This is a genomic window from Microbispora siamensis (assembly GCF_016863095.1).
In the GTDB taxonomy this organism is placed as follows: domain Bacteria; phylum Actinomycetota; class Actinomycetes; order Streptosporangiales; family Streptosporangiaceae; genus Microbispora; species Microbispora siamensis.
Genome location: NZ_BOOF01000005.1, coordinates 194,608 through 219,380, shown reverse-complemented (window position 1 = coordinate 219,380; position 24,773 = coordinate 194,608). Strand labels below are relative to the sequence as shown.

The 24,773-nt window shown below is 72.9% G+C and carries 26 protein-coding genes; 12 read left to right on the top strand and 14 right to left on the bottom strand.

What is annotated here, in order from left to right; translation table 11 throughout:
• Both Msi02_RS07485 and Msi02_RS07480 read left to right on the top strand, forming a co-directional pair.
• A complete protein-coding gene (locus tag Msi02_RS07485; protein ID WP_030505482.1) occupies positions 1 to 393 on the top strand; it encodes an OB-fold nucleic acid binding domain-containing protein in 393 nt (130 codons plus the stop codon).
• A 16-nt stretch (positions 394 to 409) separates the two neighbouring features.
• The gene (locus tag Msi02_RS07480; RefSeq protein WP_204047662.1) at positions 410 to 1,090 is read left to right on the top strand and encodes a DUF3159 domain-containing protein; all 681 of its coding nucleotides are present in this window, start codon (positions 410 to 412) and stop codon (positions 1,088 to 1,090) included.
• 61 nt (positions 1,091 to 1,151) lie between these two features.
• On the opposite strand, the gene Msi02_RS07475 is transcribed toward Msi02_RS07480, so the two are convergent.
• Complete coding sequence (locus tag Msi02_RS07475) at positions 1,152 to 1,820, bottom strand: potassium channel family protein (protein ID WP_079319352.1); 669 nt, start codon at positions 1,818 to 1,820, stop codon at positions 1,152 to 1,154.
• Complete coding sequence (locus Msi02_RS07470; RefSeq protein WP_079319353.1) at positions 1,820 to 2,488, bottom strand: potassium channel family protein; 669 nt, start codon at positions 2,486 to 2,488, stop codon at positions 1,820 to 1,822. The genes Msi02_RS07475 and Msi02_RS07470 overlap by 1 nt, the downstream gene beginning before the upstream one ends.
• 106 nt (positions 2,489 to 2,594) lie before the next feature.
• Between Msi02_RS07470 and Msi02_RS07465 the strand changes: the two genes are divergently transcribed.
• Both Msi02_RS07465 and Msi02_RS07460 read left to right on the top strand, forming a co-directional pair.
• Complete coding sequence (locus Msi02_RS07465; protein ID WP_079319354.1) at positions 2,595 to 4,637, top strand: APC family permease; 2,043 nt, start codon at positions 2,595 to 2,597, stop codon at positions 4,635 to 4,637.
• Positions 4,634 to 5,902: a class I SAM-dependent RNA methyltransferase gene (locus Msi02_RS07460; protein WP_239108201.1), complete on the top strand. Its 1,269-nt coding sequence runs from the start codon at positions 4,634 to 4,636 to the stop codon at positions 5,900 to 5,902. The genes Msi02_RS07465 and Msi02_RS07460 overlap by 4 nt, the downstream gene beginning before the upstream one ends.
• Before the next feature lie 12 nt (positions 5,903 to 5,914).
• On the opposite strand, the gene Msi02_RS07455 is transcribed toward Msi02_RS07460, so the two are convergent.
• Positions 5,915 to 6,481 (bottom strand): TetR/AcrR family transcriptional regulator, encoded by a 567-nt coding sequence (locus tag Msi02_RS07455; protein ID WP_204047661.1) that lies wholly within the window; start codon positions 6,479 to 6,481, stop codon positions 5,915 to 5,917.
• 120 nt (positions 6,482 to 6,601) lie between these two features.
• Here Msi02_RS07455 and Msi02_RS07450 point away from each other — a divergent pair, with 120 nt between their 5' ends.
• Positions 6,602 to 7,552 carry an NADP-dependent oxidoreductase gene (locus Msi02_RS07450; RefSeq protein WP_239108200.1) on the top strand — a complete coding sequence of 317 codons (951 nt, stop codon included), beginning with the start codon at positions 6,602 to 6,604 and terminating at the stop codon, positions 7,550 to 7,552.
• Positions 7,553 to 7,593: 41 nt separating this feature from the next.
• Here the strand turns inward: Msi02_RS07450 and Msi02_RS07445 are convergent, their stop codons facing one another.
• A complete protein-coding gene (locus Msi02_RS07445) occupies positions 7,594 to 8,814 on the bottom strand; it encodes a glycoside hydrolase family 18 protein (RefSeq protein WP_204047660.1) in 1,221 nt (406 codons plus the stop codon).
• 92 nt (positions 8,815 to 8,906) lie between these two features.
• On the opposite strand from Msi02_RS07445, the gene Msi02_RS07440 reads away from it, so the two are divergent.
• The 3 genes from Msi02_RS07440 (at position 8,907) to Msi02_RS07430 (ending at position 13,893) form a co-directional block, all read left to right on the top strand.
• Positions 8,907 to 9,824: an LLM class F420-dependent oxidoreductase gene (locus Msi02_RS07440; RefSeq protein WP_204047659.1), complete on the top strand. Its 918-nt coding sequence runs from the start codon at positions 8,907 to 8,909 to the stop codon at positions 9,822 to 9,824.
• A gap of 80 nt (positions 9,825 to 9,904) precedes the next feature.
• A complete protein-coding gene (locus Msi02_RS07435) occupies positions 9,905 to 11,398 on the top strand; it encodes a 3' terminal RNA ribose 2'-O-methyltransferase Hen1 (protein ID WP_204047658.1) in 1,494 nt (497 codons plus the stop codon).
• On the top strand, positions 11,395 to 13,893 hold the full coding sequence (locus Msi02_RS07430) for a polynucleotide kinase-phosphatase (protein WP_204047657.1): 2,499 nt from the start codon (positions 11,395 to 11,397) through the stop codon (positions 13,891 to 13,893). The genes Msi02_RS07435 and Msi02_RS07430 overlap by 4 nt, the downstream gene beginning before the upstream one ends.
• A 91-nt stretch (positions 13,894 to 13,984) precedes the next feature.
• On the opposite strand, the gene Msi02_RS07425 is transcribed toward Msi02_RS07430, so the two are convergent.
• The gene (locus tag Msi02_RS07425) at positions 13,985 to 15,478 is read right to left on the bottom strand and encodes an MDR family MFS transporter (RefSeq protein WP_143737930.1); all 1,494 of its coding nucleotides are present in this window, start codon (positions 15,476 to 15,478) and stop codon (positions 13,985 to 13,987) included.
• Between the two features lie 198 nt (positions 15,479 to 15,676).
• Here Msi02_RS07425 and Msi02_RS07420 point away from each other — a divergent pair, with 198 nt between their 5' ends.
• Entirely contained in the window at positions 15,677 to 16,273 is a 597-nt protein-coding gene (locus tag Msi02_RS07420; protein ID WP_204047656.1) for a TetR/AcrR family transcriptional regulator, read from the top strand.
• 60 nt (positions 16,274 to 16,333) lie between these two features.
• Here Msi02_RS07420 and Msi02_RS07415 read toward each other — a convergent pair whose 3' ends face one another.
• Entirely contained in the window at positions 16,334 to 16,906 is a 573-nt protein-coding gene (locus Msi02_RS07415) for a TetR/AcrR family transcriptional regulator (RefSeq protein ID WP_204047655.1), read from the bottom strand.
• Between the two features lie 88 nt (positions 16,907 to 16,994).
• On the opposite strand from Msi02_RS07415, the gene Msi02_RS07410 reads away from it, so the two are divergent.
• Positions 16,995 to 17,366, top strand: a complete 372-nt coding sequence (locus Msi02_RS07410) for a DUF4267 domain-containing protein (RefSeq protein ID WP_030505467.1) — start codon at positions 16,995 to 16,997, stop codon at positions 17,364 to 17,366.
• A gap of 91 nt (positions 17,367 to 17,457) precedes the next feature.
• Positions 17,458 to 17,997, top strand: coding sequence for a G/U mismatch-specific DNA glycosylase (gene mug, locus Msi02_RS07405; protein ID WP_204047654.1), 540 nt, complete (start codon positions 17,458 to 17,460; stop codon positions 17,995 to 17,997).
• Positions 17,998 to 18,015: 18 nt separating this feature from the next.
• On the opposite strand, the gene Msi02_RS07400 is transcribed toward mug, so the two are convergent.
• Complete coding sequence (locus Msi02_RS07400) at positions 18,016 to 18,978, bottom strand: alpha/beta hydrolase (RefSeq protein ID WP_239108199.1); 963 nt, start codon at positions 18,976 to 18,978, stop codon at positions 18,016 to 18,018.
• Between the two features lie 69 nt (positions 18,979 to 19,047).
• Here Msi02_RS07400 and Msi02_RS07395 point away from each other — a divergent pair, with 69 nt between their 5' ends.
• On the top strand, positions 19,048 to 19,497 hold the full coding sequence (locus Msi02_RS07395) for a MarR family winged helix-turn-helix transcriptional regulator (RefSeq protein ID WP_204047653.1): 450 nt from the start codon (positions 19,048 to 19,050) through the stop codon (positions 19,495 to 19,497).
• 29 nt (positions 19,498 to 19,526) lie between these two features.
• On the opposite strand, the gene Msi02_RS07390 is transcribed toward Msi02_RS07395, so the two are convergent.
• The 7 genes from Msi02_RS07390 to Msi02_RS07370 form a co-directional block, all read right to left on the bottom strand.
• A complete protein-coding gene (locus Msi02_RS07390; RefSeq protein ID WP_079320693.1) occupies positions 19,527 to 20,156 on the bottom strand; it encodes a DUF6879 family protein in 630 nt (209 codons plus the stop codon).
• Between the two features lie 104 nt (positions 20,157 to 20,260).
• A complete protein-coding gene (locus Msi02_RS43870; RefSeq protein WP_256863344.1) occupies positions 20,261 to 20,389 on the bottom strand; it encodes a hypothetical protein in 129 nt (42 codons plus the stop codon).
• Between the two features lie 80 nt (positions 20,390 to 20,469).
• On the bottom strand, positions 20,470 to 21,108 hold the full coding sequence (locus Msi02_RS07385; protein WP_204047652.1) for a DUF6879 family protein: 639 nt from the start codon (positions 21,106 to 21,108) through the stop codon (positions 20,470 to 20,472).
• Positions 21,083 to 22,297, bottom strand: a complete 1,215-nt coding sequence (locus Msi02_RS07380) for a hypothetical protein (RefSeq protein ID WP_204047651.1) — start codon at positions 22,295 to 22,297, stop codon at positions 21,083 to 21,085. The genes Msi02_RS07385 and Msi02_RS07380 overlap by 26 nt, the downstream gene beginning before the upstream one ends.
• Positions 22,298 to 22,665: 368 nt before the next feature.
• Positions 22,666 to 22,791: a hypothetical protein gene (locus Msi02_RS43865; RefSeq protein ID WP_275414092.1), complete on the bottom strand. Its 126-nt coding sequence runs from the start codon at positions 22,789 to 22,791 to the stop codon at positions 22,666 to 22,668.
• A gap of 88 nt (positions 22,792 to 22,879) precedes the next feature.
• Positions 22,880 to 23,983, bottom strand: a complete 1,104-nt coding sequence (locus tag Msi02_RS07375) for a HesA/MoeB/ThiF family protein (RefSeq protein WP_204047650.1) — start codon at positions 23,981 to 23,983, stop codon at positions 22,880 to 22,882.
• 52 nt (positions 23,984 to 24,035) lie between these two features.
• Positions 24,036 to 24,773 (bottom strand): DUF1707 SHOCT-like domain-containing protein, encoded by a 738-nt coding sequence (locus tag Msi02_RS07370; protein WP_239108198.1) that lies wholly within the window; start codon positions 24,771 to 24,773, stop codon positions 24,036 to 24,038.

The following is a 24,773-nucleotide window of genomic DNA, read 5'->3' as shown; positions in this document are numbered from 1 at the left end:
ATGGGCACGCCGGAGCCTGCCAGACGCGGCGGACTGCGGGGCTTCTTCCGAAGGCTGACCACCAGCCAGGCCGAGCTGGAGGCCGCCGAGCTCCAGGAGGACCTGGAGCAGCAGGGGGCCACTCCCATCGCCCGGTGCGGTGAGCGTCAGCGTACGTGCGTGGCGGGCACGCTGCGCACCGTGACCCTCCGCCCGCGCGGCGGCGCCCCCGCCCTCGAGGCGGAGCTGTACGACGGGTCGGACGTGATCGACCTGGTCTGGCTCGGCCGCCGGAAGATCGCCGGCATCGAGCCGGGCCGGGTGGTGCGGGCCGAAGGGCTGGTCAGCGTCCAGGACGGCCGCAAGGTGATGTTCAACCCGCGCTACGAGCTACGCCCGGCCGGTGGCCCTTGATCTCTCAGGAGACCGTATGAGCACAGCGGACATGACGGCCCCCGGGGCACACGCCACCGTCGAGGCGGCGGTTCGCGCCCAGATGAGCAAGGCGCTGGGCGGCAGGCGCGGGATCGTCGAGGCGGCGGTGCCCACACTCGCCTTCACCGGCACGTGGATGGGCACCAACGAGCTGAAGACCTCGCTGATCGTCGGCATCGCCTCGGCGGTGGTGCTCCTGCTGGTGCGGCTCGCGCAGCGCACGACGCCGCAGTTCGTGCTCAACAGTCTCGTCGGCATCGGGATCGGCGCGTTCTTCGCGGCCCGCACCGGCGACGCCAAGGACGTGTTCCTGCCGGGAATCCTCTACAACGCGGCCTACGCCGCCGGCATGCTGCTGTCGATCGTGGTCCGCTGGCCGATCGTGGGCTTCCTGATCGGCTCGGTGACCGGCGACCCGACGGCCTGGCACAACGACTCCGCGCTGGTCCGGCTGTGCTCGCGGCTCACGTGGCTGCTCATGCTGCCCTGCCTGCTGCGGGTGGTGGTCCAGCTGCCGCTCTACTGGGCGGACCAGGTGACCGCCCTCGGCGTGGCCAAGATCGGCCTGGGCTGGCCGTTGCAGGTCGCGGGGCTGGCCGCGATGGTGTGGGTGCTCGCCCGGGGCCGCACCCCGATCGAGCCCGGTGTCCAGCCGCCCGCGCAGCCGTCCGTCTGACGATCACGTGAGAACGACTCAGGCCCCGAGCCGCGTGCCCGGGGCCTGAGTCGTGTGCGGGTCAGGGACGTTCGTGGGCCGACAGCAGTTCGGTGAGCTCGTGCTCGACCTCCTGGCTGGCCACGAACAGCAGCTCGTCGCCGGCCTCCAGCGGGTCGTCGGCCGAGGGGACCAGCACCCGGCCCTCGCGCAGGATCGCCACGAGGGCGGCGTCCACCGGCCACGGCACCGAGCCCGCCCGCTGGCCGACCACCGGGGCGTCCTCGGCCAGCGTGAGCTCCACCAGGTTGGCCTGGCCCTGCCGGAAGGTCATCAGCCGCACCAGGTCGCCGACGCTGACCGCCTCCTCGACCAGGGCCGACAGCAGGCGCGGGGTGGAGACGGCGACGTCCACGCCCCACGACTCGTTGAACAGCCACTCGTTCTTGGGGTGGTTGACCCGGGCGACCACCCGCGGCACGCCGTACTCGGTCTTGGCGAGCAGCGAGACCACGAGGTTGACCTTGTCGTCGCCGGAGGCGGCGATCACGACCTGGCAGCTGTTCAGCCCGGCCTCGTCCAGCGAGGAGATCTCGCAGGCGTCGGCCAGCAGCCACTCGGCGCGCGGCACGCTGTCGATCTTTATCGCGCGGGGGTCGATGTCGATGAGCAGGACCTCGTGGCCGTTCTCCAGGAGCTCCGCCGCGATGGAGCGGCCGACGGCTCCGGCGCCGGCGATGGTGACGCGCATCAGTGCTCCTCGTCGGACGGCGGGGCGGACAGCACCTTGTTGATGCGGTCCATGTCGTTCTCGGCGGCGACCAGGTGGAGGAGGTCGCCCTCCTGGAGGACGGTCGCGTCCTTCGGCACGAGCGCCTCGCCCATGCGGTTGACGAAGGCCACGCGCGCGCCCGTGACGTCCTCGATCACCCTGGCCCGGGTGCCGATCCAGCCCTGGTGGAAGGCCACCTCGGCGAGGACGACCGTACCGGTCGGGTCCCGCCAGAGGGGTTCGGCGCCCTCGGGCAGCACCCGGCGCAGGATCTGGTCGGCGGTCCAGCGGACCGTCGCCACGGTGGGGATGCCGAGCCGCTGGTAGACCTCGGCCCGGCGGGGGTCGTAGATGCGGGCGACCACGTTGTCCACGCCGAACATCTCCCGCGCGACCCTGGCGGAGATGATGTTGGAGTTGTCTCCGCTGCTCACGGCGACGAAGGCGGCGGCCGAGGCGATGCCGGCCTCTTCGAGCACGTCGCGGTCGAAGCCGATGCCGGTGACCCTGCGGCCCCGGAAGCCGGCCCGCAGCCGCCGGAAGGCCTGCGGGTCACGGTCGATCACGGCGACCGAGTGCCCGTTGTCCTCAAGGATGTGCGCCAGGGTCGAGCCGACCCGTCCGCATCCCATGATCACAATATGCATGCTCCCCCGCCGTGGGTTGTGGCGGTCTCCTAATGCAGACAGTATGTCGCCAGTGCCGGACACCGCATGACCCGGGCACGGCGCCGGGGGACTAGGCTCAACAGACGTGTCGAAGGTGCCAGATCTTGTCAAGCGGCTCCTCGTGGGGCGGGCTCTGCGGAGCACCCAGCTCCACCACCAGCTGCTGCCCAAGCGCGTGGCACTGCCGGTCTTCGCCAGTGACGCGCTGTCCTCGGTGGCGTACGCGCCGCAGGAGATCCTGGTCATCCTGTCTATCGGCGGGGTCGCCCTCTACAGCGTCAGCCCGTGGGTCGCGGCGGGGGTCGTCCTCGTCATGCTCACGGTGGTCGCCTCATATCGGCAGAACGTGCACGCCTATCCCAGCGGCGGCGGCGACTACGAGGTGGCCACGACAAACCTGGGACCGACCGCGGGACTGACCGTCGCGAGCGCCCTGCTGGTCGACTACGTGCTGACCGTGGCGGTGTCGGTCGCCAACGGCGCCGACTACGTGGGCGCGACGATTCCCTTCGTCGCCGAACACCGTCCCCTGGTGGCGATAGCCATCGTCGTACTCTTGACGATCATGAACCTGCGTGGCATCCGGGAATCGGGTGTCGCGTTCGCCGTTCCCACCTACGCCTTCATGATCGCGGTCATCGGCATGGTCGCGTGGGGCCTGTTCCGGCTGATCGTGCTCGGCGACGACCTGCGCGCCCCGACCGCCGACTACCGGATCATCGGGGAGCAGGCCAATCTCGCCGGGTTCGCGATGGCGTTCCTGGTGCTGCGCGCCTTCTCCTCCGGCTGCGCGGCGCTCACCGGCGTCGAGGCGATCAGCAACGGCGTGCCGGCCTTCCGCAAGCCCAAGAGCAAGAACGCCGCGACCACGCTGCTGATGATGGGCCTCATCGCGGTCACCATGTTCAGCGGGATCATCTTCCTCGGCCTCAAGTCCGGGGTGAAGCTGACCGACCCGGCGATCGTGGCCAGCAACGTCATCATCGACGGGCACCCGGCCGGGCCCGGCTACTACCAGCAGCCGATCATCGCGCAGGTCGCCTCGGCCGTCTTCGGCCACGGCTCGTTCCTGTTCGTCGTGATCGCCGCGGTGACCGCCCTCATCCTGTTCCTGGCCGCCAACACCGCGTTCAACGGCTTCCCGGTCCTCGGCTCGATCCTCGCCCAGGACCGCTACCTGCCGCGTCAGCTCCACACCCGGGGCGACCGCCTCGCGTTCAGCAACGGCATCGTCATCCTCGCGGCCGGTGCCTGCCTGCTGATCTGGGCGTTCAACGCGGACGTGAGCAAGCTGCTCAACCTCTACATCGTCGGCGTGTTCGTCTCGTTCACCCTCAGCCAGATCGGCATGGTCCGGCACTGGACCCGTCACCTGAGGACCGAGACCGACGCGAGGGCGCGCTTCCGCATGATGCGCGCGCGGGTGATCAACGGCTTCGGCGCGGTCATGACCGGGCTCGTGCTCGTCGTCGTCCTGGCGACCAAGTTCACCCACGGCGCGTACATCGTCTGCATCGCGATGCCGGTGCTCTTCCTCATGATGAAGGGCATCAGGCGGCACTACGACCGGGTCGCCGAGGAGCTCGCCGCGCCGGAGGGGCACGAGGTCGACGAGTCGCTGCTGCCCGCCCGCAACCACGCGATCGTGCTCGTCTCGAAGATCCACAAGCCCACGCTCCGCGCGCTCGCGTACGCCAGGGCCACCCGCCCGTCGAGCCTGGAGGCCGTGACCGTCAGCGTGGACGCCGACGAGGCGAACAGGCTCAGGGAGGAGTGGGACCGGCGCGGCATCGAGGTGCCGCTGAAGATCCTCGACTCGCCGTACCGGGAGATCACCGGCCCGGTGCTCGACTACGTGAAGTCGTTGCGGCGGCGCTCGCCGCGCGACGTGGTGACGGTCTACATCCCCGAGTACGTGGTCGGCCGCTGGTGGGAGCACCTCCTGCACAACCAGAGCGCGCTGCGGCTCAAGGGCCGGCTGCTGTTCAAGCCCGGGGTCATGGTCACGAGCGTGCCGTTCCAGCTCGCCTCCTCCGACCGTCTCAAGGGCCGCAGGGAGCCGGCCGCTCCCGGCGCCTCCCGCCGCTCCTACCAGCCCCCATCGAAGGACACGCAGGTCAAGGCATGACCGACACGAAAGAGGCCGACATGGGCGGCGCACGGCTTGAACTGACGGTTGACGCCGTCGCCAACGGCGGCTGGTGCGTCGCCAGGCACGAGGGCCGGGTGGTCTTCGTCCGGCACGCCCTGCCCGGCGAGCGGGTCGTCGCCGAGGTCACCGAGGAGACCGCGCGGTTCCTGCGGGCCGACGCGGTCGAGATCCTGGAGCCCTCACCCGACCGGGTCACGCCGCCCTGCCCGTTCGCCGGCCCCGGCCGCTGCGGGGGCTGCGACTGGCAGCACGCGACGCTGGAGGCGCAGCGCCGGCTCAAGGCCGACGTGGTCGCCGAGCAGTTCCGGCGCCTGGCGGGCCTCGACCGCAAGGTCGTGGTCGAGGAGGTTCCGGGGGCGGAGGACGGCCTCGGGTGGCGCACCCGCGTGCGGTTCGCCGTGGAGCGGGACGGCACGACGGGGCTGCGCAAGCACCGGTCGCACGAGATCGAGCACGTCACCGAGTGCCTCATCGCGCACCCCGGCGTCGAGGAGATCGGCGCGGAACGCCTCACCTGGCCGGGGGCCGCCTCGGTCGAGGTGGTGGCGGCCTCTGGCGGCGACCGCGCCGTGATCGTCGAACCCGTCCCGCGCCGCCGGGCGGCCATCCCGGACGTGGACGCCGCGGTCCTGCTCGACGAGGGCAGGCGGGGCACGCGCGCGCTGCGCGGCCGGGCCTCCCTGACCGAGCGGGTGGGCGAGCGGGACTTCCGGGTCACCGCGAGCGGTTTCTGGCAGGTCCACCCGGGCGCGGCGGCCACGCTGCTCGCCGCGGTGCTCGACTTCGGCCGGCCGGAGCCGGGGGAGTGGGCGCTCGACCTCTACTGCGGCGCCGGCCTGTTCGCCGCCGGGCTCGCCGAGGCCGTCGGCCCCGAGGGCGCCGTGCTCGGCATCGAGTCCGAGCCGCAGGCGGCGCAGGACGCCCGGTTCAACCTGCGTGACCTGCCGCAGGCGCGGATCGAGCGGGGCAGGGTCGAGGAGGCGCTCGACCGGCTGCGGATCGAACGGGCCGACCTGGTGGTGGCCGACCCGCCCCGCGCGGGTCTCGGCCGCCCGGTGGTCGAGCGCGTCGCCGGCCTGGAGGCCTCGCGCGTGGTGTACGTCTCCTGCGACCCGGCCACGCTGGCCAGGGACGTCGCCTGGTTCGGCGAGCACGGCTACCGGCTGGAGGACCTGCGGGCCTTCGACCAGTATCCGATGACCCACCACGTGGAGTGCGTGGCGCTCCTCGTCAGGGACTGAGCCCGAGCCACTTCACGGGTGGGGGCGGGACATCCCCGCCACCAGGAGGTCCGCCAGCCTCCGGACCGCAACGGCCGCGCTCTCGGGCGAACCGGCGCGGAAGGAGGCGATGGCCCTCAGGCCGATCCTCACGTCCTCGACCGTCAGCTCGGGACGGACACCGCCCGCGCTCCTGGCGCGCTCGACGAGCCGCTCGAGCCCTCGGGCCTGCGCGCGGCGCTGTCCGGCGAACGCGGCGCCGGCCGGGTGGGAACCGAGCAGCGCCGCGTTCAGCCCGCGGTGCCGCACCTGGTGTTCGGCGAACCTGTGGACGGTTCCGTGCAGCGCGCGCCAGGGGTCGGGGTCGTCCAGGGCGGCACGCATCTGCTCGCGGCACACGGTCACCTGCTCGGCGAGCACGGCCCCGACGAGGTCCTGTCGCGACGGGAAGTGCCGGTAGACGGTCGCGACGCCCAGGCCGGCACGCCGGGCGATCTCGTGCACGGGCAGGTCCAGCCCGTCCGCGGCGAACGCGGCACGGGCGACCGCGACGATGTGCCGCCTGTTGTGCTCCGCGTCCGTCCGGGGTTTCCGAGTCAATGTCGTCCGCGCCCCTCTCACTTCCCGCGATCCGAGCCGGCCGCTCCGTTGTGTCCGCCTAGCGTGGTCGACGGCCAGTCGGAAACAGCCGGATAGGTGAATATGTTCCCGGATGCGGAAATGTTTGCAGTACAGTTCGACCGGTTCGGTCCCCCCGAGGTCCTCATGGTCGGGGGGTTCCCCGAACCTCACGCGGGTCCCGGCGAGGTGCGTGTCAGAGTCAGGGCCGCCGGGGTCGCCCCGGTCGACCTCGCGCTGCGCTCCGGCACCTCGCCGTCGAGCGGACGGCTCCCCCTGCCGCACATCCCCGGCGTCGACGCCGCCGGGGTGATCGACGAGGTCGGCGCGGACGTCACCGGGTTCGCCACCGGGGACGAGGTCTTCGGCGCCGTCGACGTCTCGCGGCTGGGCGGCGCCGCCGCCGAGTTCGCCGTGCTGGCGTTCTGGGCCGCCAAGCCGCCCTCGATGTCGTGGGAGGAGGCCGGCGCCGCAGGCACGAGCGTCGAGACAGCCACCCGGGCGCTCGACAGGCTCGGCGTACGCGTGGGAACGACGCTCCTGGTCGACGGCGCCTCCGGTGGCGTCGGCAGCGTCGCCGTCCAACTGGCGGCAGCCCGCGGCGCGCGGGTGATCGGCACGGGCCGCCCCGAGAATCACGCGTTCATCGCCCGGCTCGGCGCGGTCCCGGTCTCGTACGGGCCCGGGCTGGCCGAGCGCGTCCGCGCTCTCGTGGCCGGAGGCATCGACCTCGCGCTGGACATCGCCGGGGCCGGCTCGCTTCGCGAACTGATCGCGATCACCGGCACGCCGGCGTCGGTCCTCACCATCGCGGACTTCACCGGCCCCGAACTCGGGGTCGGCATCTCCCTCGGTGAGCTCGGCGGCGAGCCGGACGGGCGGCACGGTCTCGCCCTCGCGGCCGCGCTGTCGGAGGAAGGGCGCTTCCGCGTTCCCGTGCGGGCGGTGTTCCCTATGGCCCGGGCGGCCGAGGCGCACGCGGCCGCCGCGCGAGGGCCACGGCAGGGCAAGGTCGTCCTCGCGGCTCCGCCCGCTGACGGCGGGCGCGACTGAGGCGTCCCCGCTCGCGCGGGCCGGAAGCGACGGGGCGCCGGTCAGGGGGTGGGGTAGCCGTCCGGCGTGGGATGTGATCTCGTGACGGGTGGGGCCGCTGAGGACGGCCCCGCGAGGATCCGCAGGACCTGCTCCGAGGGACGGGCGCCCCGCACGGACAGCCAGGCCAGGCCGTTGCGGGCCCGGAACGCCGCCAGCCGCGCCGCCTCGCCCGGCCCCAGGTCGCGGGAGCCGGCGAGGACGGGCGCCAGGCCCATGCGCCGCCACGTCGCGTCCGGCGTGACGCCCAGCGCCGCCGCGATCTGCGGGCGCGCCGCCCGGGCGGCCACGGCCAGGCCGTGGAGCGCGGTGGGGCCGGACCCCATCGGCACGAGCAGGCCGACCGACTCGATCTCCACGCCCGCCTCGCGGGTGATCCGCAGCGCCTCCCGGTCGGCGAACCTCAGGCCGTCCCGGGAGGCGGGAAGCGTGAACGTCACCCGGAGCGAGCCCGCCCCGCCGGTCGGTCCTTCCCGGGTCCGCGCCTCGCGCTGCAGGCGGGCGAGTACGGCGGCGCGGCGGCGGGCGACCGTCTCCCAGGCCGTGCCGGTCGCTGCGGCCGGGCCCGTCTCCGTGGCCGGGGCCGCAGGCTCCGTGGGCTCGATGTCGACGCCGGGCGGGTCGAGCGCCGTCACGACGTGGCGGTAGGCCGCGAGCAGCCGGGCCGGGTTCTCGCAGGTGACCGACAGCTCCTGCCCGTACGGCCCGCCGAACGCCGGCCACACCTCGCCGCCGTCGGCCCGCAGCCGTCCGATCCGCGCGGCGACCGGCTCCCCGCCCCGTGGGACCGCACCGGCCCAGCGGGGACTGCAGCCGCCGGGGCCTGCCACGACATGGCCGATCGCGAACGAGCGAACCCCCGCCCGCAGCAGTTCCGGACGAGGCTCCCCTGCGGCGTCGAGGAAGCCCCGGTAACGGGTCACGGGCTCTCCGGCGAGGGGAGCGGCGGCGGGCGGGGTCGGCGCGGCGACCGTCTGACGCGCGGCGACCAGCGTCTCCGGCGTCGAGGGGGCCGGGGTCCGCTCACCGGTGGGCGTGGCACCCGGCTCGACCCCGGGCTTGACACCGGGCTCGACACCGCGAGTCGCGTCCCAGCCGCCGGGAGGGGCGGCGGGCAGCGCCCACAGTGCCGCGCCGGTGCCCGCGACGAGAGCGGCCGAGGCCAGGAGGACGAGGGAGCGCGGGGGGCGGCCCGCTTCGCGGGAATGACGTGCGGAGTCCACGCTCACCACCCTGAGTTGCGATGCGAACACGTTGCGCACAGGCGGCTCGCACTCTAGCAAGCCGCGAGCGCGGGGGCGGGGATAATGGACGGATGAAATTGAGGATCTTCACCGAACCCCAGCAGGGGGCGAGCTACGACGATCTGCTCAGGGTGGCGCAGGCGGCCGAGCGGCTCGGGTTCGACGCGTTCTTCCGGTCCGACCACTACCTGCGGATGGGCGACGGCGACCCCAGCCCGGGCCCGACCGACGCGTGGATCACCCTGGCCGGTCTCGCCCGGGAGACCTCGCGCATCCGGCTGGGCACGCTGGTGAGCGCCGCGACGTTCCGGTTGCCCGGCCCGCTGGCGATCAGCGTCGCCCAGGTGGACCAGATGAGCGGCGGCCGTGTGGAGCTCGGTCTCGGCACCGGGTGGTTCGAGGAGGAGCACACGGCGTACGGGATCCCGTTCCCCTCCCTCGGCGAGCGGTTCGAGCGCCTGGAGGAGCAGCTCGAGATCGTGACCGGGCTGTGGGCGGCGGCCAAGCCGTTCTCCTTCGAGGGCGCGCACTACCGGCTGACCGACTCCCCGGGACTGCCCAAGCCGGCGCAGCGGCCCCGGCCGCCCGTCATCATCGGCGGCGGGGGCGCCAAGCGGACGCCGCGGCTGGTCGCGCGGTTCGCCGACGAGTACAACGTGCCGTTCCACCTCCCCGAGGACACCGCCGCGGCGTTCGACCGGGTCAGGCAGGCGTGCGACGCCGCGGGGCGGGAGACCGTCCTGCTGTCGGCGGCGCAGGTCGTCTGCGCCGGGCGGGACGAGGCGGAGATCGCCCGGCGGGCCGCCAACATCGGCCGCAAGGTCGACGAGCTGCGCGTCAACGGGCTGGCGGGCACCCCGCAGGAGATCATGGACAAGATCGGCCGGTTCGCCGAGATGGGCGCCGAGCGTCTCTACCTCCAGGTCCTCGACCTGGACGACCTGGAGCACCTGGAGCTGATCGCGGCCGAAGTGTTGCCGCACGTGTGAAATGAGCGCTACCGCACATCTGAGCCACAGGTCGGAAAAGCCATAGCCGGTCGAAGGGGGCATCCGGCACACTTTGCCGGGTGCTCCTCACGATCTCGACGACTCTGCGGCCCGCCACGGACCTCGGCTTCCTCCTGCACAAGCATCCCGATCGGGTGCAGGAGTTCGAGCAGTCGTTCGGCACCGCGCGGGTCTTCTACCCGGAGGCGGGCGAGGACCGGTGCACCGCGGCGCTGCTGCTGGAGGTCGACCCCGTGCGGCTGGCCCGTTCGCGGGGCTCGTCCTCGCCCGACTTCTCCCTCGGGCAATACGTCAACGACCGGCCGTACGCCGCGTCCTCCCTGCTCGCGTCGGCGCTCGCCGACGTGTTCCGCACGGCGCGGACCGGGCGGTGCGCCTCCCGGCAGGACCTCGCGGACGGGCCGATCCCGCTGGAGATCGGCCTGCCCGCGCTGCCGTGCCGGGGAGGGGCCGATCTCGCGCACCGGCTGTTCGGGCCGCTGGGCTGGGAGGTCGGCGCCGAGGCCGTGCCGCTGGACCCCGGGTTCCCCGAATGGGGCGAGTCCCGGTACGTACGGCTCGCGCTGCGCGGCGACGTGCGCCTGGCCGACGCGCTCAACCACCTGTACGTCCTGCTCCCCGTGCTGGACGACGCCAAGCACTACTGGCTGGCGGGCGACGAGGTCGACAAGCTCGTCCGCGCGGGGGAGGGCTGGCTGGCGGGCCATCCGGACAAGGGGCTGATCACCCGCCGCTATCTCGGCCGGAGGTGGGCGCTGACTCGCGCAGCCTTCGCCCGTCTCGCCGAGCTCGGCGACGACGTGGAGGAGAGCCTGGACCCGCCGGTGGAGGAGGAGCCGGGCGTCGAGGCCCCCGCTCTCGCCGCACCGGCCGACGAAGCCGGGCAGGAGGAGTCCGGCGCCGCCGAGCCCACCCCGGGTGACGGGTCCGGCGAGGAGCGGGTGCCGCTGAACACGCTGCGCCGGGAGGCCGTCGTGGCGGCGCTCGAGGAGGTCGGCGCGCGCACCGTGCTCGACCTCGGCTGCGGCTCGGGGCAGCTGCTGTCGGCGCTGCTGGCCAGGCCGGCCTTCGCCAAGGTGGCCGGCATGGACGTGTCGGCCCGCGCGCTCGCGCTGGCCAAGCGCCGCCTGCGCGCCGACCGGCTGCCGGACGCCAAGCGGGCCAGGCTGGAGCTTTTCCAGGGCTCGCTGACGTACACCGACGCGCGCCTGGCCGGATACGACGCCGCAGTGCTGATGGAGGTCGTCGAGCACGTGGACCCGCCGCGGCTGCCCGCGCTCGAACGCGTGGTCTTCGGCACGGCGCGGCCCGCAAATGTGATCGTCACCACGCCCAACGTGGAGCACAACGTCAGGTACGAGCTGCTCGCGGGGGCCCGCCGTCACCCCGACCACCGGTTCGAGTGGAGCCGGGCGGAGTTCGCCCGGTGGGTGCAGGGCGTGTGCGAGACGTACGGCTACGCCGCCGATCTGCGGCCGGTCGGCGAGGACGACCCCGAGGTCGGCCCGCCCACCCAGATGGCGGTCTTCAGCAGGAGGGAGGAGCGGCCGTGACCGAGATCAGCGTGCCGGAGCTGTCGCTGGTGGTGCTCGTCGGCATCTCCGGGAGCGGCAAGTCGACGTTCGCGGCCCGGCACTTCGCGCCCACACAGGTCGTCTCGTCCGACTTCTGCCGCGGCCTGGTCGCCGACGACGAGAACGACCAGACGGCCACGCCCGAGGCGTTCGACCTGCTCCACCACATCGTGGGCATCCGCCTGCGGCGCGGGCTGCTCACGGTGGTGGACGCGACCAACGTGCAGTGGGAGGCCCGCAAGAAGCTCATCGAGCTGGCCAGATCGCACGACGTGCTGGCCGACGCGATCGTGCTCGACGTGCCGGAGGAGGTGGCGCGCGCCCGCAACGCGGCCCGCCCCGACCGGGCCTTCGGCCCCCACGTGATCACCCGGCAGCGTAAGGAGCTGCGCCGGTCGCTCGGCAAGATCGCCAGGGACGGCTTCCGCCGGGTCCACGTGCTGCGCGGCGACGAGATGGACGACGTCACCATCACGTACGAGAAGGCGTGGACCGACAAGACCCACCTCACCGGGCCGTTCGACATCATCGGCGACGTGCACGGCTGCCGGGCCGAGCTGGAGTCCCTGCTGGTGAAGCTCGGCTGGGAGGTCGGGCCGGACGGCGCCGTCCACCCCGAGGGGCGTACGGCCGTCTTCGTCGGCGACCTGGTCGACCGCGGCCCGGACACGCCGGGCGTGCTGCGGCTGGTCATGAGCATGGTCGAGGCCGGAACCGCGCTGTGCGTGTGCGGCAACCACGAGCAGAAGCTGGTGCGGGCCCTCGACGGCCGCAAGGTGCGGGTCGCCCACGGCCTGGAGCGGTCGCTGGAGCAGCTCGACGCCGAGCCGGAGGAGTTCCGCGCGGCGGCCAGGACGTTCATGGACGGTCTCATCAGCCACTACCGCCTCGACGGCGGCAGGCTGGTGGTCGCGCACGCCGGGCTCAAGGAGGCCTACCACGGGCGGGCCTCCGGGCGGGTGCGGGCGTTCGCCCTGTACGGCGACACGACAGGGGAGACCGACGAGTACGGCCTGCCGGTGCGCTACCCCTGGGCGAACGACTACCGGGGGCGGGCCATGGTCGTCTACGGCCACACCCCGGTGCCCGAGCCGGAGTGGGTCAACAACACGATCTGCCTCGACACCGGCGTGGTCTTCGGCGGGCGGCTGACCGCCCTCCGCTACCCCGAGCGCGAGCTCGTCTCGGTCCCGGCGGAGAAGGTCTGGTACGAGCCGGTGCGGCCGCTGGCCGCGGCCGCCCCCGCCCGCGACCCCGGCGTCTTGGACATCGGCGACGTGGACGGCACCCGCTTCGTGGAGACGCGGTTCGGCGGCCGGATCAGGATCGCGGAGGAGAACTCCCGCGCCGCGCTGGAGATCATGAGCCGGTTCGCCGTGGACCCCCGCTGGCTGGTCTACCTGCCGCCGACCATGGCCCCGCCGGAGACCTCCGCGCTGGAGGGCTACCTGGAGCACCCGGCCGAGGCGTTCGACGAGTTCGCCCGGGCGGGGGTGACCCGGGTGGTGTGCGAGGAGAAGCACATGGGCTCGCGGGCGATCGCCGTGCTGGCGCGGACGCCGGAGGCCGCGGCCCGCCGCTTCGGCGTCGCCGACGGCACGACGGGCAGCGTCTACACCCGCACCGGGCGGCCTTTCTTCGACGAGCGCGTGCCGGAGCTGGTGGACCGGCTGCGCGAGGCGGCCGCGCCGCTGTGGGAGGCGCTGGAGACCGACTGGGTGGTGCTCGACTGCGAGCTGCTGCCGTGGTCGGCCAAGGCGGAGGGACTGATCCGCGACCAGTACGCCTCGGTGGGTGCGGCCGCCCGGGTGGCGCTGCCCGAGGCGGTCGCGGCGCTGGAGTCGGCGGCGGGACGTGGCCTGGATGTAGGCGCTCTGCTCGACCGCACCCGCCGCCGTGCCCACAACGCTGCCCGGTTCCGCGACGCCTATGCCCGTTACTGCTGGCCGGTCTCGGGTCTCGACGGCGTACGGCTCGCGCCGTTCCAGGTCCTCGCCTGCGAGGGCAGGGCGACGGCGGTGGAGGAGCCGCACGAGTGGCACCTGAAGACGCTCGGCCTGATGGACTCGCCGCTCGTCACGCCGACCCGCCACGTCTTCGTCTCCCTCGACTCGCCGGAGGAGCGGGAGGCGGCGGTCGGGTGGTGGACGGCGCTGACCGAGGCCGGGGGCGAGGGCATGGTGGTCAAACCTGCCGCGCACCCGTCCGGCCACGGGGAGGGACGGGTGCAGCCGGGCGTGAAGGTGCGCGGCAGGGAGTACCTGCGGATCATCTACGGCCCCGACTACACCGAGTCGCTCGACGTTCTGCGGCGCAGGTTCACCGGCAGGAAGCGGTCCCTCGCGCTGCGGGAGCACGCGCTCGGCCTGGAGGCGCTGACGCGCCTGGCCGAGGGTGAGCCGCTGTGGCGGATCCACGAGGCGGTCTTCGCCGTCCTCGCGCTGGAGTCCGAGCCGGTCGATCCCCGCCTGTGAGACCGGACGGCCCCCGGGCACGGCCTCCCGCTCACGCACGGGAGCCGTACCCGGGGACCGGGCTCAGGGGGCAGGCCTCAGGGGGCAGGGCTCAGCGGGACTCGGCCGCGGCGGGCGCGTCCGCTCCGGCGGGGGCCGGCTCGGCCAGGTCCACGCTGTCGCGCAGCCGCACCTGCGGGAGGAACAGCACGGCGAGGATGCCGACGACCGCGATGCAGGCCGAGATCAGGAAGATGTGGCCGGTGGCGTCGCCGTAGGCGGCGCGCACGATCGTGCGGATCGGCTCGGGCAGCGCCCCCATGTTGAGGCTGCCGCCGCCGCTGCTCTGGGACGCGGGCACCCGGATGCCGGCCTTGGCCATGCCGGTGGCGATGTTCTCGGTGACCTGGTTGGCCAGCACCGCCCCCAGGACCGAGACGCCGATCGTGCCGCCCAGCGAACGGAAGAACGTGATGGCGCCGCTGGCCGCGCCCAGCTCGCGCAGCGGGACGGTGTTCTGCACGGCCAGGACGAGGTTCTGCATGGACATGCCGACGCCGGCGCCGACCACCAGCATCCCGGCTCCGACGATGACCAGCGAGGTGTCGTGGTCGATGGTGGACAGGGCCAGGAAGCCGAGCGTGAGCACGATCGAGCCGACGAGGATGTACGGCTTGACCCGCCCGCTGCGGGACACCATCCGCCCCGAGACCGTGGACGACACGAGGACGCCGAGCATCATCGGGATCGTGAGCAGGCCCGCCTCGGTGGGGGAGTAGCCGCGGCCGATCTGGAAGTACTGGCCGAGGAAGACCGCGCCGCCGAACATGGCCATGCCGACGGCCAGGCTGGCCAGGATCGCGAGGGCCGGGGTGCGCCGCCGGATGACGTGCAGCGGGACGACCGGCTCGCGGACCACGGACTCCACCCAGACGGCGATGCCCAGCAGCACGACCGAGGCGCCGACCATGGCGAAGGTCTGCCAGGAGATCCAGTCGAAGGAGTTGCGGACGAAGGTGACCCAGACGAGCAGGATGCTCACGCCGGCGGCGATGAGGAGCGCGCCGGGGTAGTCGACCGACGTGCCCGGACGGCGGACCGAGGCGATGTCGAGCGTACGGTGTAGGACGATCAGCGCGAGCGCGGTGAACGGGATCGGCAGGAAGAAGCACCACCGCCAGCCCAGCCAGGACGTGTCGGTGATCAGGCCGCCCAGCAGCGGTCCGCCGACCGTGGCCACGGCCATGACCGCGCCGAGGTAGCCGTTGTACTTGCCGCGCTCCTTCGGGCTGATCATGGCGGCGATGATCACCTGCACCAGGATCTGCAGCGCGCCCATGCCCAGGCCCTGGACCGCGCGGAAGGCGATCAGCATCGGCGTGTTCTGGGCGAAGCCGCAGGCCAGCGAGGCGACCAGGAAGATGCCGATGGCGATCTCGAGCAGCAGCTTCTTGCTGAACAGGTCGGCGAGCTTGCCCCAGATCGGGGTCGAGGCGGTCGTGGTGAGCAGGGCCGCGGTGACCACCCAGGTGTACTGCGACTGGGTGCCGTTGAGCGAGCCGATGATCTGGGGCAGCGAGACGGACACGACCGTGCTGCTGATCATCGCGAGGAACAGGACGAGGAGCAGGCCGCTCAGCGCTTCGAGTATCTGCCGGTGGCTCTTGGCCCCCGTCTCCGGCAGCGTGGGTGCGCTCACGCGCAGCCTCCAATCGGATGGGTGAGGACAACTGCCCTCAGATTACATGCCCACTGAGCAACTTTGCGCGGTGGGCAATGTTTCAGCGGCTAAGCTGAGCCCACCATGGAGACGACGGCGGGATTGCGCGAGCGTAAGAAGGCCGAGACGCGGCAGGCCATCCACAAGGCCACGCTGCGGCTCGCCGTGGAACGCGGGCTGGACCACGTCACCGTCGACGACATCGTGGAGGCCGCCAACATCTCGCGCCGGACCTTCTCCAACTACTTCGGCAGCAAGGAGGACGCCCTCCTGTACGGCGAGGAGGAGCGCGTACGGTCCCTGGTGCGGGCGATCCGCGAACGGCCGGCGGAGGAGTCGGGCTGGCAGGCGCTGCGCGGCGCCGTCCGCGACGAGCTGGAGGACGTGGGCGAGCCCGATCGGGAGTGGGCGGTGCGCACTTCGCTCACCAAGCGCCACCCGTCCCTGCTCGCCCGGCAGCTCGCCAACCACGCCGCACTCGAACGGGAACTGGTCCAGGCGATCTCCGACCGCGACGGGGCGGGAGAGCCGGGCGCCGAACTGAAGTGCCGGATCATGGCCGCCGCCTTCCTCGTCGCGTTGCGCATCGCGACGCACGTCTGGATCGAGGAGCAGGAGGCCCGCCCGCTCTCCCAGATCATGCAGCAGGCCCTCGACGAGATGGCGCGGCCCTTCCACTGAGCCTCCGGCCTCTCCGCCGGGGCTCCGGTCCGGGCTCCCGGCGCTCGTCCGGGGCCGGGCTCAGCCCGTGAAACGGGCCAGGAGCAGCGCGAGCCTGTGGTCGTGGTGCTCGCGCGGGAGCCGGCCGCCGCGCATGAGGGTCGCCAGGCCGTGCAGGGCGGCCCAGAAGGTCTCGGTCAGCGCGCCCAGATCGTCGCCGCCCGCGTGCGGCCGAACGGCCTCGGCCAGCTCGCCGAAGGCCGCCTGCAGGGCGGGCGGGGCCTCGGGGGTGGCGAACGGCAGGGGGACGGCCAGGCTGAAGATCACGTCGTAGAGGGCCGGGTGCCGGTCGGCGAAGGCCACGTAGGCCGCGCTGACGGCGGCGATGGCGCGGCGGGCGTCCGGCGCCGCGGTCCGGGCCGCACGCAGCTCCTCGGCCAGGTCGGCGCAGCCCTCCACGGCGACGGCCGCCATGATCGCGTCCTTGCCCTTGAAGTGGCTGTAGAGCACCGGCTGGCTGTACTCGACCCGCTCGGCCAGCCGCCGGGTCGTGACCGCTTCCCAGCCTTCGGCCTCGGCCAGCTCGCGGGCCGCCGTGATGATCAGCTTCTCCCGCTCGGCGCGCTCGCGTTCCCTGCGTGACTGGATCGACATGCTTGGGACTCTAGCAGCGCTAGCGTTTATCGCAACGCTCTGCTAGCGTCATTCTCGTTCCTAGCGCTGCTAGTTCTCGGAGAGAGACATGCTCACCCCCATCGCGTACGGCCTCGCCGTCGTCCTCAACCTGTTCGTCCTGTTCATCGGAGCCCGTTTCCTGCTCGTGCCCCACGCGGCGGCCGCCGGCTACGGCGTGCCGGCGAAGAAGGACGGCGACGTCGCCTATCTCACGATCAAGGGCCTGCGTGACGGGGGCTACGGCCTGCTGGGCCTGGCCCTGCTGGCCTTCGCCGGCGCCCGCGCCGAGGCCTGGTACATGCTGATCGTCGCCCTGCTGCCCCTGGGCGACACCCTGATCGTGCTGCGCAACGGCGGCACCCGGGCGGTCGCGTTCGGCATCCACTTCGCGACCGCCGTGATCGTCCTGATCAGCGCCGCCCTGCTCTTCGCCGTCTGATCCCCGACCGACGCACCTTCCGGTTGACCCACCTGTGCACCGGCGCCGTCCGGAATGCTGCCAGGAGCGGGAGGGGCACTAGCATCGCGGCATGGCCCCCACCAAGGCCGACCTCGAGGCGGCCAGGAACGCGACGATCGAGGACGTGCTCGGCCCCGGGCTCGACGTGCTGTTCTGCGGGATCAACCCCAGCCTCTACTCGGCCGCGACCGGCCACCACTTCGCGCGGCCGGGCAACCGGTTCTGGCCCGCCCTGCACCTGTCCGGTCTCGTGCCGCGCAGGCTCACGCCGTCCGAGCAGCACCTGCTCCCGTCGTACGGGCTGGGCATCACCAACATCGTGGCCCGGGCGACCGCCCGGGCCGACGAGCTGGCCCCGGAGGAGCTCCGCGAGGGCGGCGCGCGGCTCGCGCGGCTGGTGGCGGAGTTCCGTCCCCGGGTCCTGGCGATAGCGGGGGTGTCGGCCTACCGCGTCGCCTTCGCCCGCCCCGCCGCCCGGATCGGCCCGCAGGAGGAGACGATCGGCGGCACGGGGTTGTGGGTGCTGCCCAACCCCAGCGGGCTGAACGCCCACTGGAGGCTGGAGGCCATCGCGGCCGAGATGGCCCGCCTGCGCCCGCCGCGTGCCTGACGGGACCGGCCGCGGCGGTCAGGGACGGTCCGCTTCCGGATCCTGAACCTCCTGCCCGGCCCGCACCCGGGTGGCCAGGAAGCGGGCGGCCTCGTCGAGCGCCTCGTCGGCCTCGTCGAGGTGGCCGAAGTGGTTCTGGAAGACGTGCGGCACCTGCGGCCAGACCCGCAGCGTGACCTCAACCTCGTCCGCGGCCGCGCGCCCGGCGAGCCGGACGGCGTCGTCCAGCAGGAGTTCGTTCGAGCCGGCCTGCACCAGCAGCGGGGGCAGGCCCCGCAGGTCGGCGAACACGGGGCTCGCCAGCGGCTGGGCGGGATCCTGGCCGGCCAGGTAGGGGGTGGCGAACGCCTGGATCGCCTCGCGGGTGAAGATCGGGTCGGCGTCCTTCTTGGTGCGCATGCTCTGCCCGCCGAGTGTCAGGTCGACCCACGGAGAGAAGACGACGGCGCCCGCCGGCTGCGGCAGGCCGGCGTCGCGGGCCGCGACCAGGGTGGCGACGGCCAGCCCGCCGCCCGCGGAGTCCCCGGCGAGCACCAGTTCCTCCGGTCGCACCCCCTCGTCGAGCAGCGCCCGGTAGGCGGCGAGGCCGTCGTCCACCGCGGCGGGGAAAGGATGCTCGGGGGCCAGCCGGTAGTCCAGGGACGTCGCCCGCAGCCGGGCACGGCGCGCCAGCTGGGCGGTGAATCCCGCGTGCGTGCCGGGCGACCCCAGGACGTAGCCGCCACCGTGGAAATGGAGCAGCCGCGCACGGCCGGTGGCGGTGGCCGGGGTCAGGTCGAGCGCGGGACGGCCGGCGAGCACCGTCTCGTGCACGGCGACGTCGTCGGGCAGGGGCCGGGAGAGTGCGCCGGCGAATCCGGCGCGTTGCTCCGCCAGGGTCGGGTTCGGGTGGACGGGGGCGTTGCGGTGCAGGGCGTCGACGGCCTCGCGCTGCCGGCGGGTCATCCGGACCTCCATGATGTCGAGGGTGAGAGGATGCATTCCGTGGAATGCACATGTGATCCTCAACCCGATTCCACGGAAGATGATTCCTTGGAATCGAATCCGCCCATGAATGTGACCGACATCACTCGCCTGTTCACCGATCTCGTCCGCGTCGAGACCCGGCTGTACAACGCGGTGAGCGACCGGCTGCGCGCCGAGCACGGCATCGGCCTGGGTACGTTCGAGTTCCTGGAGATCATCGGCGGGCGTCCCGGGTGCCGGGTGCTCGACATCGTGCGGGAGGTGGGCATCACCGTCGGAGCCGTGAGCAAGGCCGTCGACCGGCTCGAGAACGCGGGCTTGTGCGTGCGCGCGGCGCATCCGGAGGACCGGCGGTCCTCCATCCTCAGCCTCACGCCGGAGGGCGCCCGGCTTCTGGCCGCGGCCCGCCCGGCCCTTGAGGACGAGCTGGCCGCCCGCACCGCCGCCGTTCCGGCCGCCGACCTCGCCCGGACCGCCGCGACGCTCGCCACCCTGCGCGGAGTGCTTGAGGAGCACGGGCGGGACGGGGCCTGAGCCCTGTCCCGCCGGCCGGGGGGCGCGTCTCAGGGATGACCGGGGCGGGACAGGATCCGCCGGGCGACCGGCGGCGGCAGGTGCGCCACCTCGCGGTCGTGGAAGGCCACCATGTCCTCGGCGTCGGCGTACAGCTCGGCGACGGCTCGGGCGCAGCCCTCGACGACCCGGGTGTCGGTGATCCGCCGCCCGCCGACGTGGGCGCCGATCTCGTCGTAGAGGACCTCGTACATGAGGTCCGGGTTGAGGATCAGCAGCTCGGGCAGCGGCGCGCGGCTCTCCAGGTGGCGTACGGACCGGGCGTGCAGCGCCCGTGCCCGCTCGCCCGCCCGCGTGCGCGCCGCGAGCAGGACGATCTCCCACTGCAGGTACGGCGTCGGCGGCATCTCGACGATCCGCAGCCGGCGCAGCTCCGCCCGGGGCGGCAGGTCGTCGGCGAAGCGCATCTCGTCCATCAGCGCGAGCGACCGGTCCCAGTCTCCGCTCATCATGGCGACCCAGCTCGGGGTGTCGGGCTCGTGGAAGTGCTGGGCGCGTTCCAGCTTCCATACCACGCCCTCGATCCGGCTCAGGTGGTCGTAGAGCTCGGTCCGGTACTCCGCTGCGGGAAGGATCTCTCCCGCGGCCTGTCTGACGTGCTCGAACGCTTCTCCGGGCATGGAGCCTCCTTCGGCCGAAGCCGAATCGCTGGTCGGAGCGCGCCCGGCTCCGGCCCGGATCTGGAAGCGTGGCGCGCGTGGGTCTTCCGCGGACGTCTGGTGAGTCAGTTCCCCGTCGAGTTGCTGCACACGGCCGTCTCCGTCGCGTCCAGCAACCTGATCACGATCTGCCTCGTCCGCGCCGTTCCTTCGGTCTCCTGCACCACCTCGGGTTCTGGCTCGGCCGGCTTCATCTCACCCTCCGTTCGTCGGCGTGGCCGCAGACTCTCCCCCGAGGGCGACATGTCGATCGTTGGCCGCTCCCGATCTCGGGTCAAGGCCCAATTCGGGCAGGCTTCTCCGACAGGCTGGGCGGAGGCGGCAGCGGGGCCACCTCGCGTTCGAAGAAGGGCAGCAGGTCCTCGCCCTCGCCGTACAGGGAGACCAGGGCGGACAGGCAGGGGGAGACGACGCCGGGATCGGTGATCCGGCGGGCGCCGACGGCGGCCCCGATCTCGTCGTAGCGGACCTCGTACAGCAGGTCCGGGCCGAAGATCACCAGTTCGGGCAGCGGCGCCCGGGTCTCCAGCGGCGCCACCGCCGAAGCCGCGAGCACCCTGATCTCCTCGCCCGCCGCCACCCGTACGGCGAAGATCTGTGACTCCCACTGAAGGTACGGGGTCGGGGGCAGCTCGACGACGCGCAGCCGCCGGAACGGGGCCCGCTCGCGGTACATCGCGGTCAGCGGGGCCCGCATCTCCTCGATGAGCTCGACGGCCCGCGCCCAGTCGCCCGCGTCGGCGGCCCGCCAGCTCGGCACGGCGGGCTCGTGGAAGTGCTGGGCGCGCTCCAGCTTCCACACCACCTCCGTCGCGTCGCGGTAGACCTCCTCGAACTCGGCCTGGTAGGCGTCCAACCCCAGGAACTCGCCGGCCGCGGCCCTGACGTCATCGAACACATCGCTCGGGATCACGGTTCCTCCTCAGCAGTCCGGCGGCACGGCGCGCCCTCGGACCGTGCCTGAGCCACCACGTCCTGGCCCAGAGGACGTGGAACCCGGTGACGACCAGCACCGTGACCACGCCGTCCGCCGCGGCGACCCAGCCGGGCGGGTCGAGCAACGCGCGCACGGAACCGGCGAGCAGGCCCACGGTCGCGGGAACCGTCACTGCGGCGGCGAGGCAGAGGCACAGCGCGGTCCCGGCGACGAGCAGCGCGGTGTAGGCCCGGACCCACCGGCCCTCGGTCCGCGGCAGCCGGGCGAGCGGATCGGCCGACGGGCGCAGCAAGGCCCGCCGGCACAGGTGCGCGGCGTACGCGGTGGAGTCGCCGTACAGGTTCCGGCAGCGCGTCACGTCCTGCAGGACGAAGTAGAGATCGGTGCGCATGAACACCAGGAACTGGGTCGACAGCATGATCAGCGCCGTCATCGCGACGACGGACAGGGCCGGATGCGGACCGGCCGGCACGGTCAGCAGGAGGCAGACCGCGCACACGGCGGCGTCCAGCGCCATGCCGGACAGGTAGACCGTCAGCCGGACCCGGCGCTCGGCCAGCCAGATGCCCGACACCTCGGTCTGGGCCGTGAGGAACTGCAGCCGGGTGCCGAACCTGACGCGCCCCGGCACGCCGGCGGCGCGGGCCGTGCAGAGATGGGCCAGCTCGTGCAGGAGGATCAGCAGCCATCCGGCCGCCGACTGCGCGAGCAGGACCAGCGTCCCGCGGTCGCTCCAGAGCAGGTCCCGCCAGCCGGGTACGGCGCCGGGCCGCAGCAGTGCCACCGCCGCCCCGGCCAGGATCACGGTCGCCAGGGCGGCGTGCAGCAGCGGGTTGAGCGTCCACCGCACGTGGCGGGGCAGCAGCCGGGGAAGGGTGGGCGGCGGGGGAGCGGCCGTGGGAACCGGGCATCCGTCCACCGCCGCCACCAATCCCGCACGGAGCAGGCCCTCGACGAATCCGCCCACGTTCACCCGGGTCCCGGTCTCCGCGCCGAGCCGCCGCTCCACCTCGGGAACCGTCGCCCCCTCCTGCAGCAGGCGGATGACCCGCATGCCCTGCGTGGGCACGGCGATGACGTCGCCGGTCTCCACCCGCCCGACGATCCACTCCTCGCGGTCCCGGCGTACGCCGAGATCGTGCAGGGTGACCCTGGTCGGTGTCATGACGGACGTTCCACGGGGTGTACCGGGGCGGGCGACAGGCCCGCCCCGGTCCCCGTGCCCGACAGGTCACGCCCTGCCGCGCGTGGCCCGGGCGGCGCCTCGTCGCGCTTCACCACGGAGAACTCCTCGCAGAATCGGGATTTCCGCGGCGCCGGAAATCGCCGCCCCACTCGCGGGAATTCCTCGCGGGCCCGGAATCGCCACACGGATTGGGACCCCACCCACGGAAATTCCTCGCAGGCTCGGAACTTCCGCGGGGCCCGGAATCGTCGCCCATAGCTCCGCTATGGCCTCCTCCGCCTTGCGATGTGTCCACCTGGGTTCCCGCCCGTGACGGGCGGTATTCGTCAGGCACTCCCGGACCGGCCTCAGGTCGAGTTCCCCTGGCTGAAGGCCGTCGTCTCGATCTTGTCCAGTCTGCGGATCGTGATCTCGGCCGCGGCCGGCTCGGCCGCTTCCTCCGGCTGGGTCTGGTTTTGCTCTTGAGGGGTCATCGAACACCTTCTGTTAAGGATTTGTTGGTGCCGACCTCGCGCGAGAAAACATCTAAATGTTCGGATGCCAGACATGATCGGTCAAGTCTCATTTTGTGACCCGGTCGATTTCCGCATCGCTGCCGCAGACCGGGCATTCCGGGCGGGGCGGATGCCGGACCCAGACGTGCTGGTCCGGTGCGATGAGGTTCAGTCCGATGACCGTTCCGGTGGTGGGCTCGGGCACCCCGGTGAGGAGCGAGATCACCGAGTGGGCGACCAGGTGGCCCGAGACGCCTGCCGAGGCGGCGACCACGCCCGGTCCTCCGAGGTCCACCGGAAGACCCGGCCTGCGGCGGCGCGCCTCGCCCGCGGCCAGGCACTCGTAGCAGGCGCCGCGCCCGGGGGCGAAGGCGCCCACGGTCACGAGGGGGCCGTTGTAGCCGCCGCCGACCCACGGCACGCCGGCCCGCGCGCAGATCCGGTTGGCCCAGATCCGGATGCCGGGCTCCCTCGGCTCGTCGGCGCACAGCGCGAGGACGTCGGCGCCCGTCACGACGGACAGCAGGTCCGCCTCGCTACCGATCGCCCGCCGCTCGCCGGTGACCTCGATGTCGGAGTTCAGCCTGCGCAACCTGCCGACGGCCGCGTCCACCTTGGCGCGGCCGAGGTCGTCCTCCGTGTAGAGGACCTGCCGGTTCAGGTTCGACAGCTCCACAACGTCGGCGTCGACGCAGTGCAGGCGACCCACGCCGGAGGCGGCGAGTGCCCACGCGGCGTGGCTCCCCGTGCCGCCGAGGCCCAGCACCACGACGCGGGCGGCCCGAAGCCGCACCTGCGCGTCCCACCCCTGCCGTCCCGGCGCGAGGTCGACCTGATGGAAGAACGCCTGGCTCCTGTTGTACCGCTCGCGCTCCCGTTCGCTGAGCTCTCCCGGTATCGGAGCCGAGGCGTCCTCCACATGTCCCGACGCGATGAGGGCGGCGACGATCCGCGACGCCTGGAGCGCGGAAACACCGGGCAGCCGCCGGCACACGGCCTCGGCGACGTCCGCCGGAGACCGGGTGCCGTCCATGAGGGTGAGCGCGGCCCACGCCCCACCCGTCGGATCGCTGATCTCGGTGGCCAGCCCGTAGATCTCGCCTCCGATGCGCACCGTTCCGTCATCGAAGCGGTGCGGTTCGTGCTTCCGCTTGACCCGTGGCAACAGCACGTGTCCCGGCTCCTCCCCGGCAGACGGCTGACGCGGTCCTACCGAGAAGTCATCACGTGGAGTTCCGTTTCGCAAGACCCGGATGCCAGTGCCGGTGGTGACGCCGGTGGTGGGCCAGGCCGAGCACCGCCTTCACCACCAGGGCGACGAGCAGGAACTTCAGCACCAGGAACGGGGGCCACATCGGACCGGCCGCCAGGACGACGATCGCGGCCACCGGGATGAGGAACAGAGCCGGATGCGGACGGTGGCCGCGCCGCCGCGGGACCATGCCGTATCCCCAATTGCCATATGCCCAGTTGCCGTATGCCCAGTGCGGGCCGCCGGGCCGGTGGGGCCCGTACGGGCCGTACGAGCCGGGGCGCATGGCTACGGGGGAGCCCGGGAACCCGGGCATGCCGGCGGGCGGGAAGCCCGGGCGCCAGGGGCCACCGGTGCGCGCGTCGCCGGCCCGGCGGCCGCCGTCCGAGGCGTCGTCCGGCCACCCGCCGGGCAGGTCGGCGGTCACCCGCCGCAGGTCCTCGGCCGTGCGCGCCGAGAGCGTCGCGTCGAGGCGCTCGTCGAGTTCCTCGCGGGTGATGCGGCCCTGCGCGAACGCGTCGTGCAGGAGCCGCGTCACCTCGTCGCGCTCCCGGTCGCCGATCCGCAGCCCGCCGTGCGCGGACGCGCCGTACGCCGGGCCGCTCGGCCGGGCGTGGCCCGCGGCTCCGGCGCCCGGCGCGCCGCCGCCGCGGGGGTGGTGTGCGCCGCCGCCGGCGGCGGGCTCGGCGGGCTCGTCAGGGGAGACCAT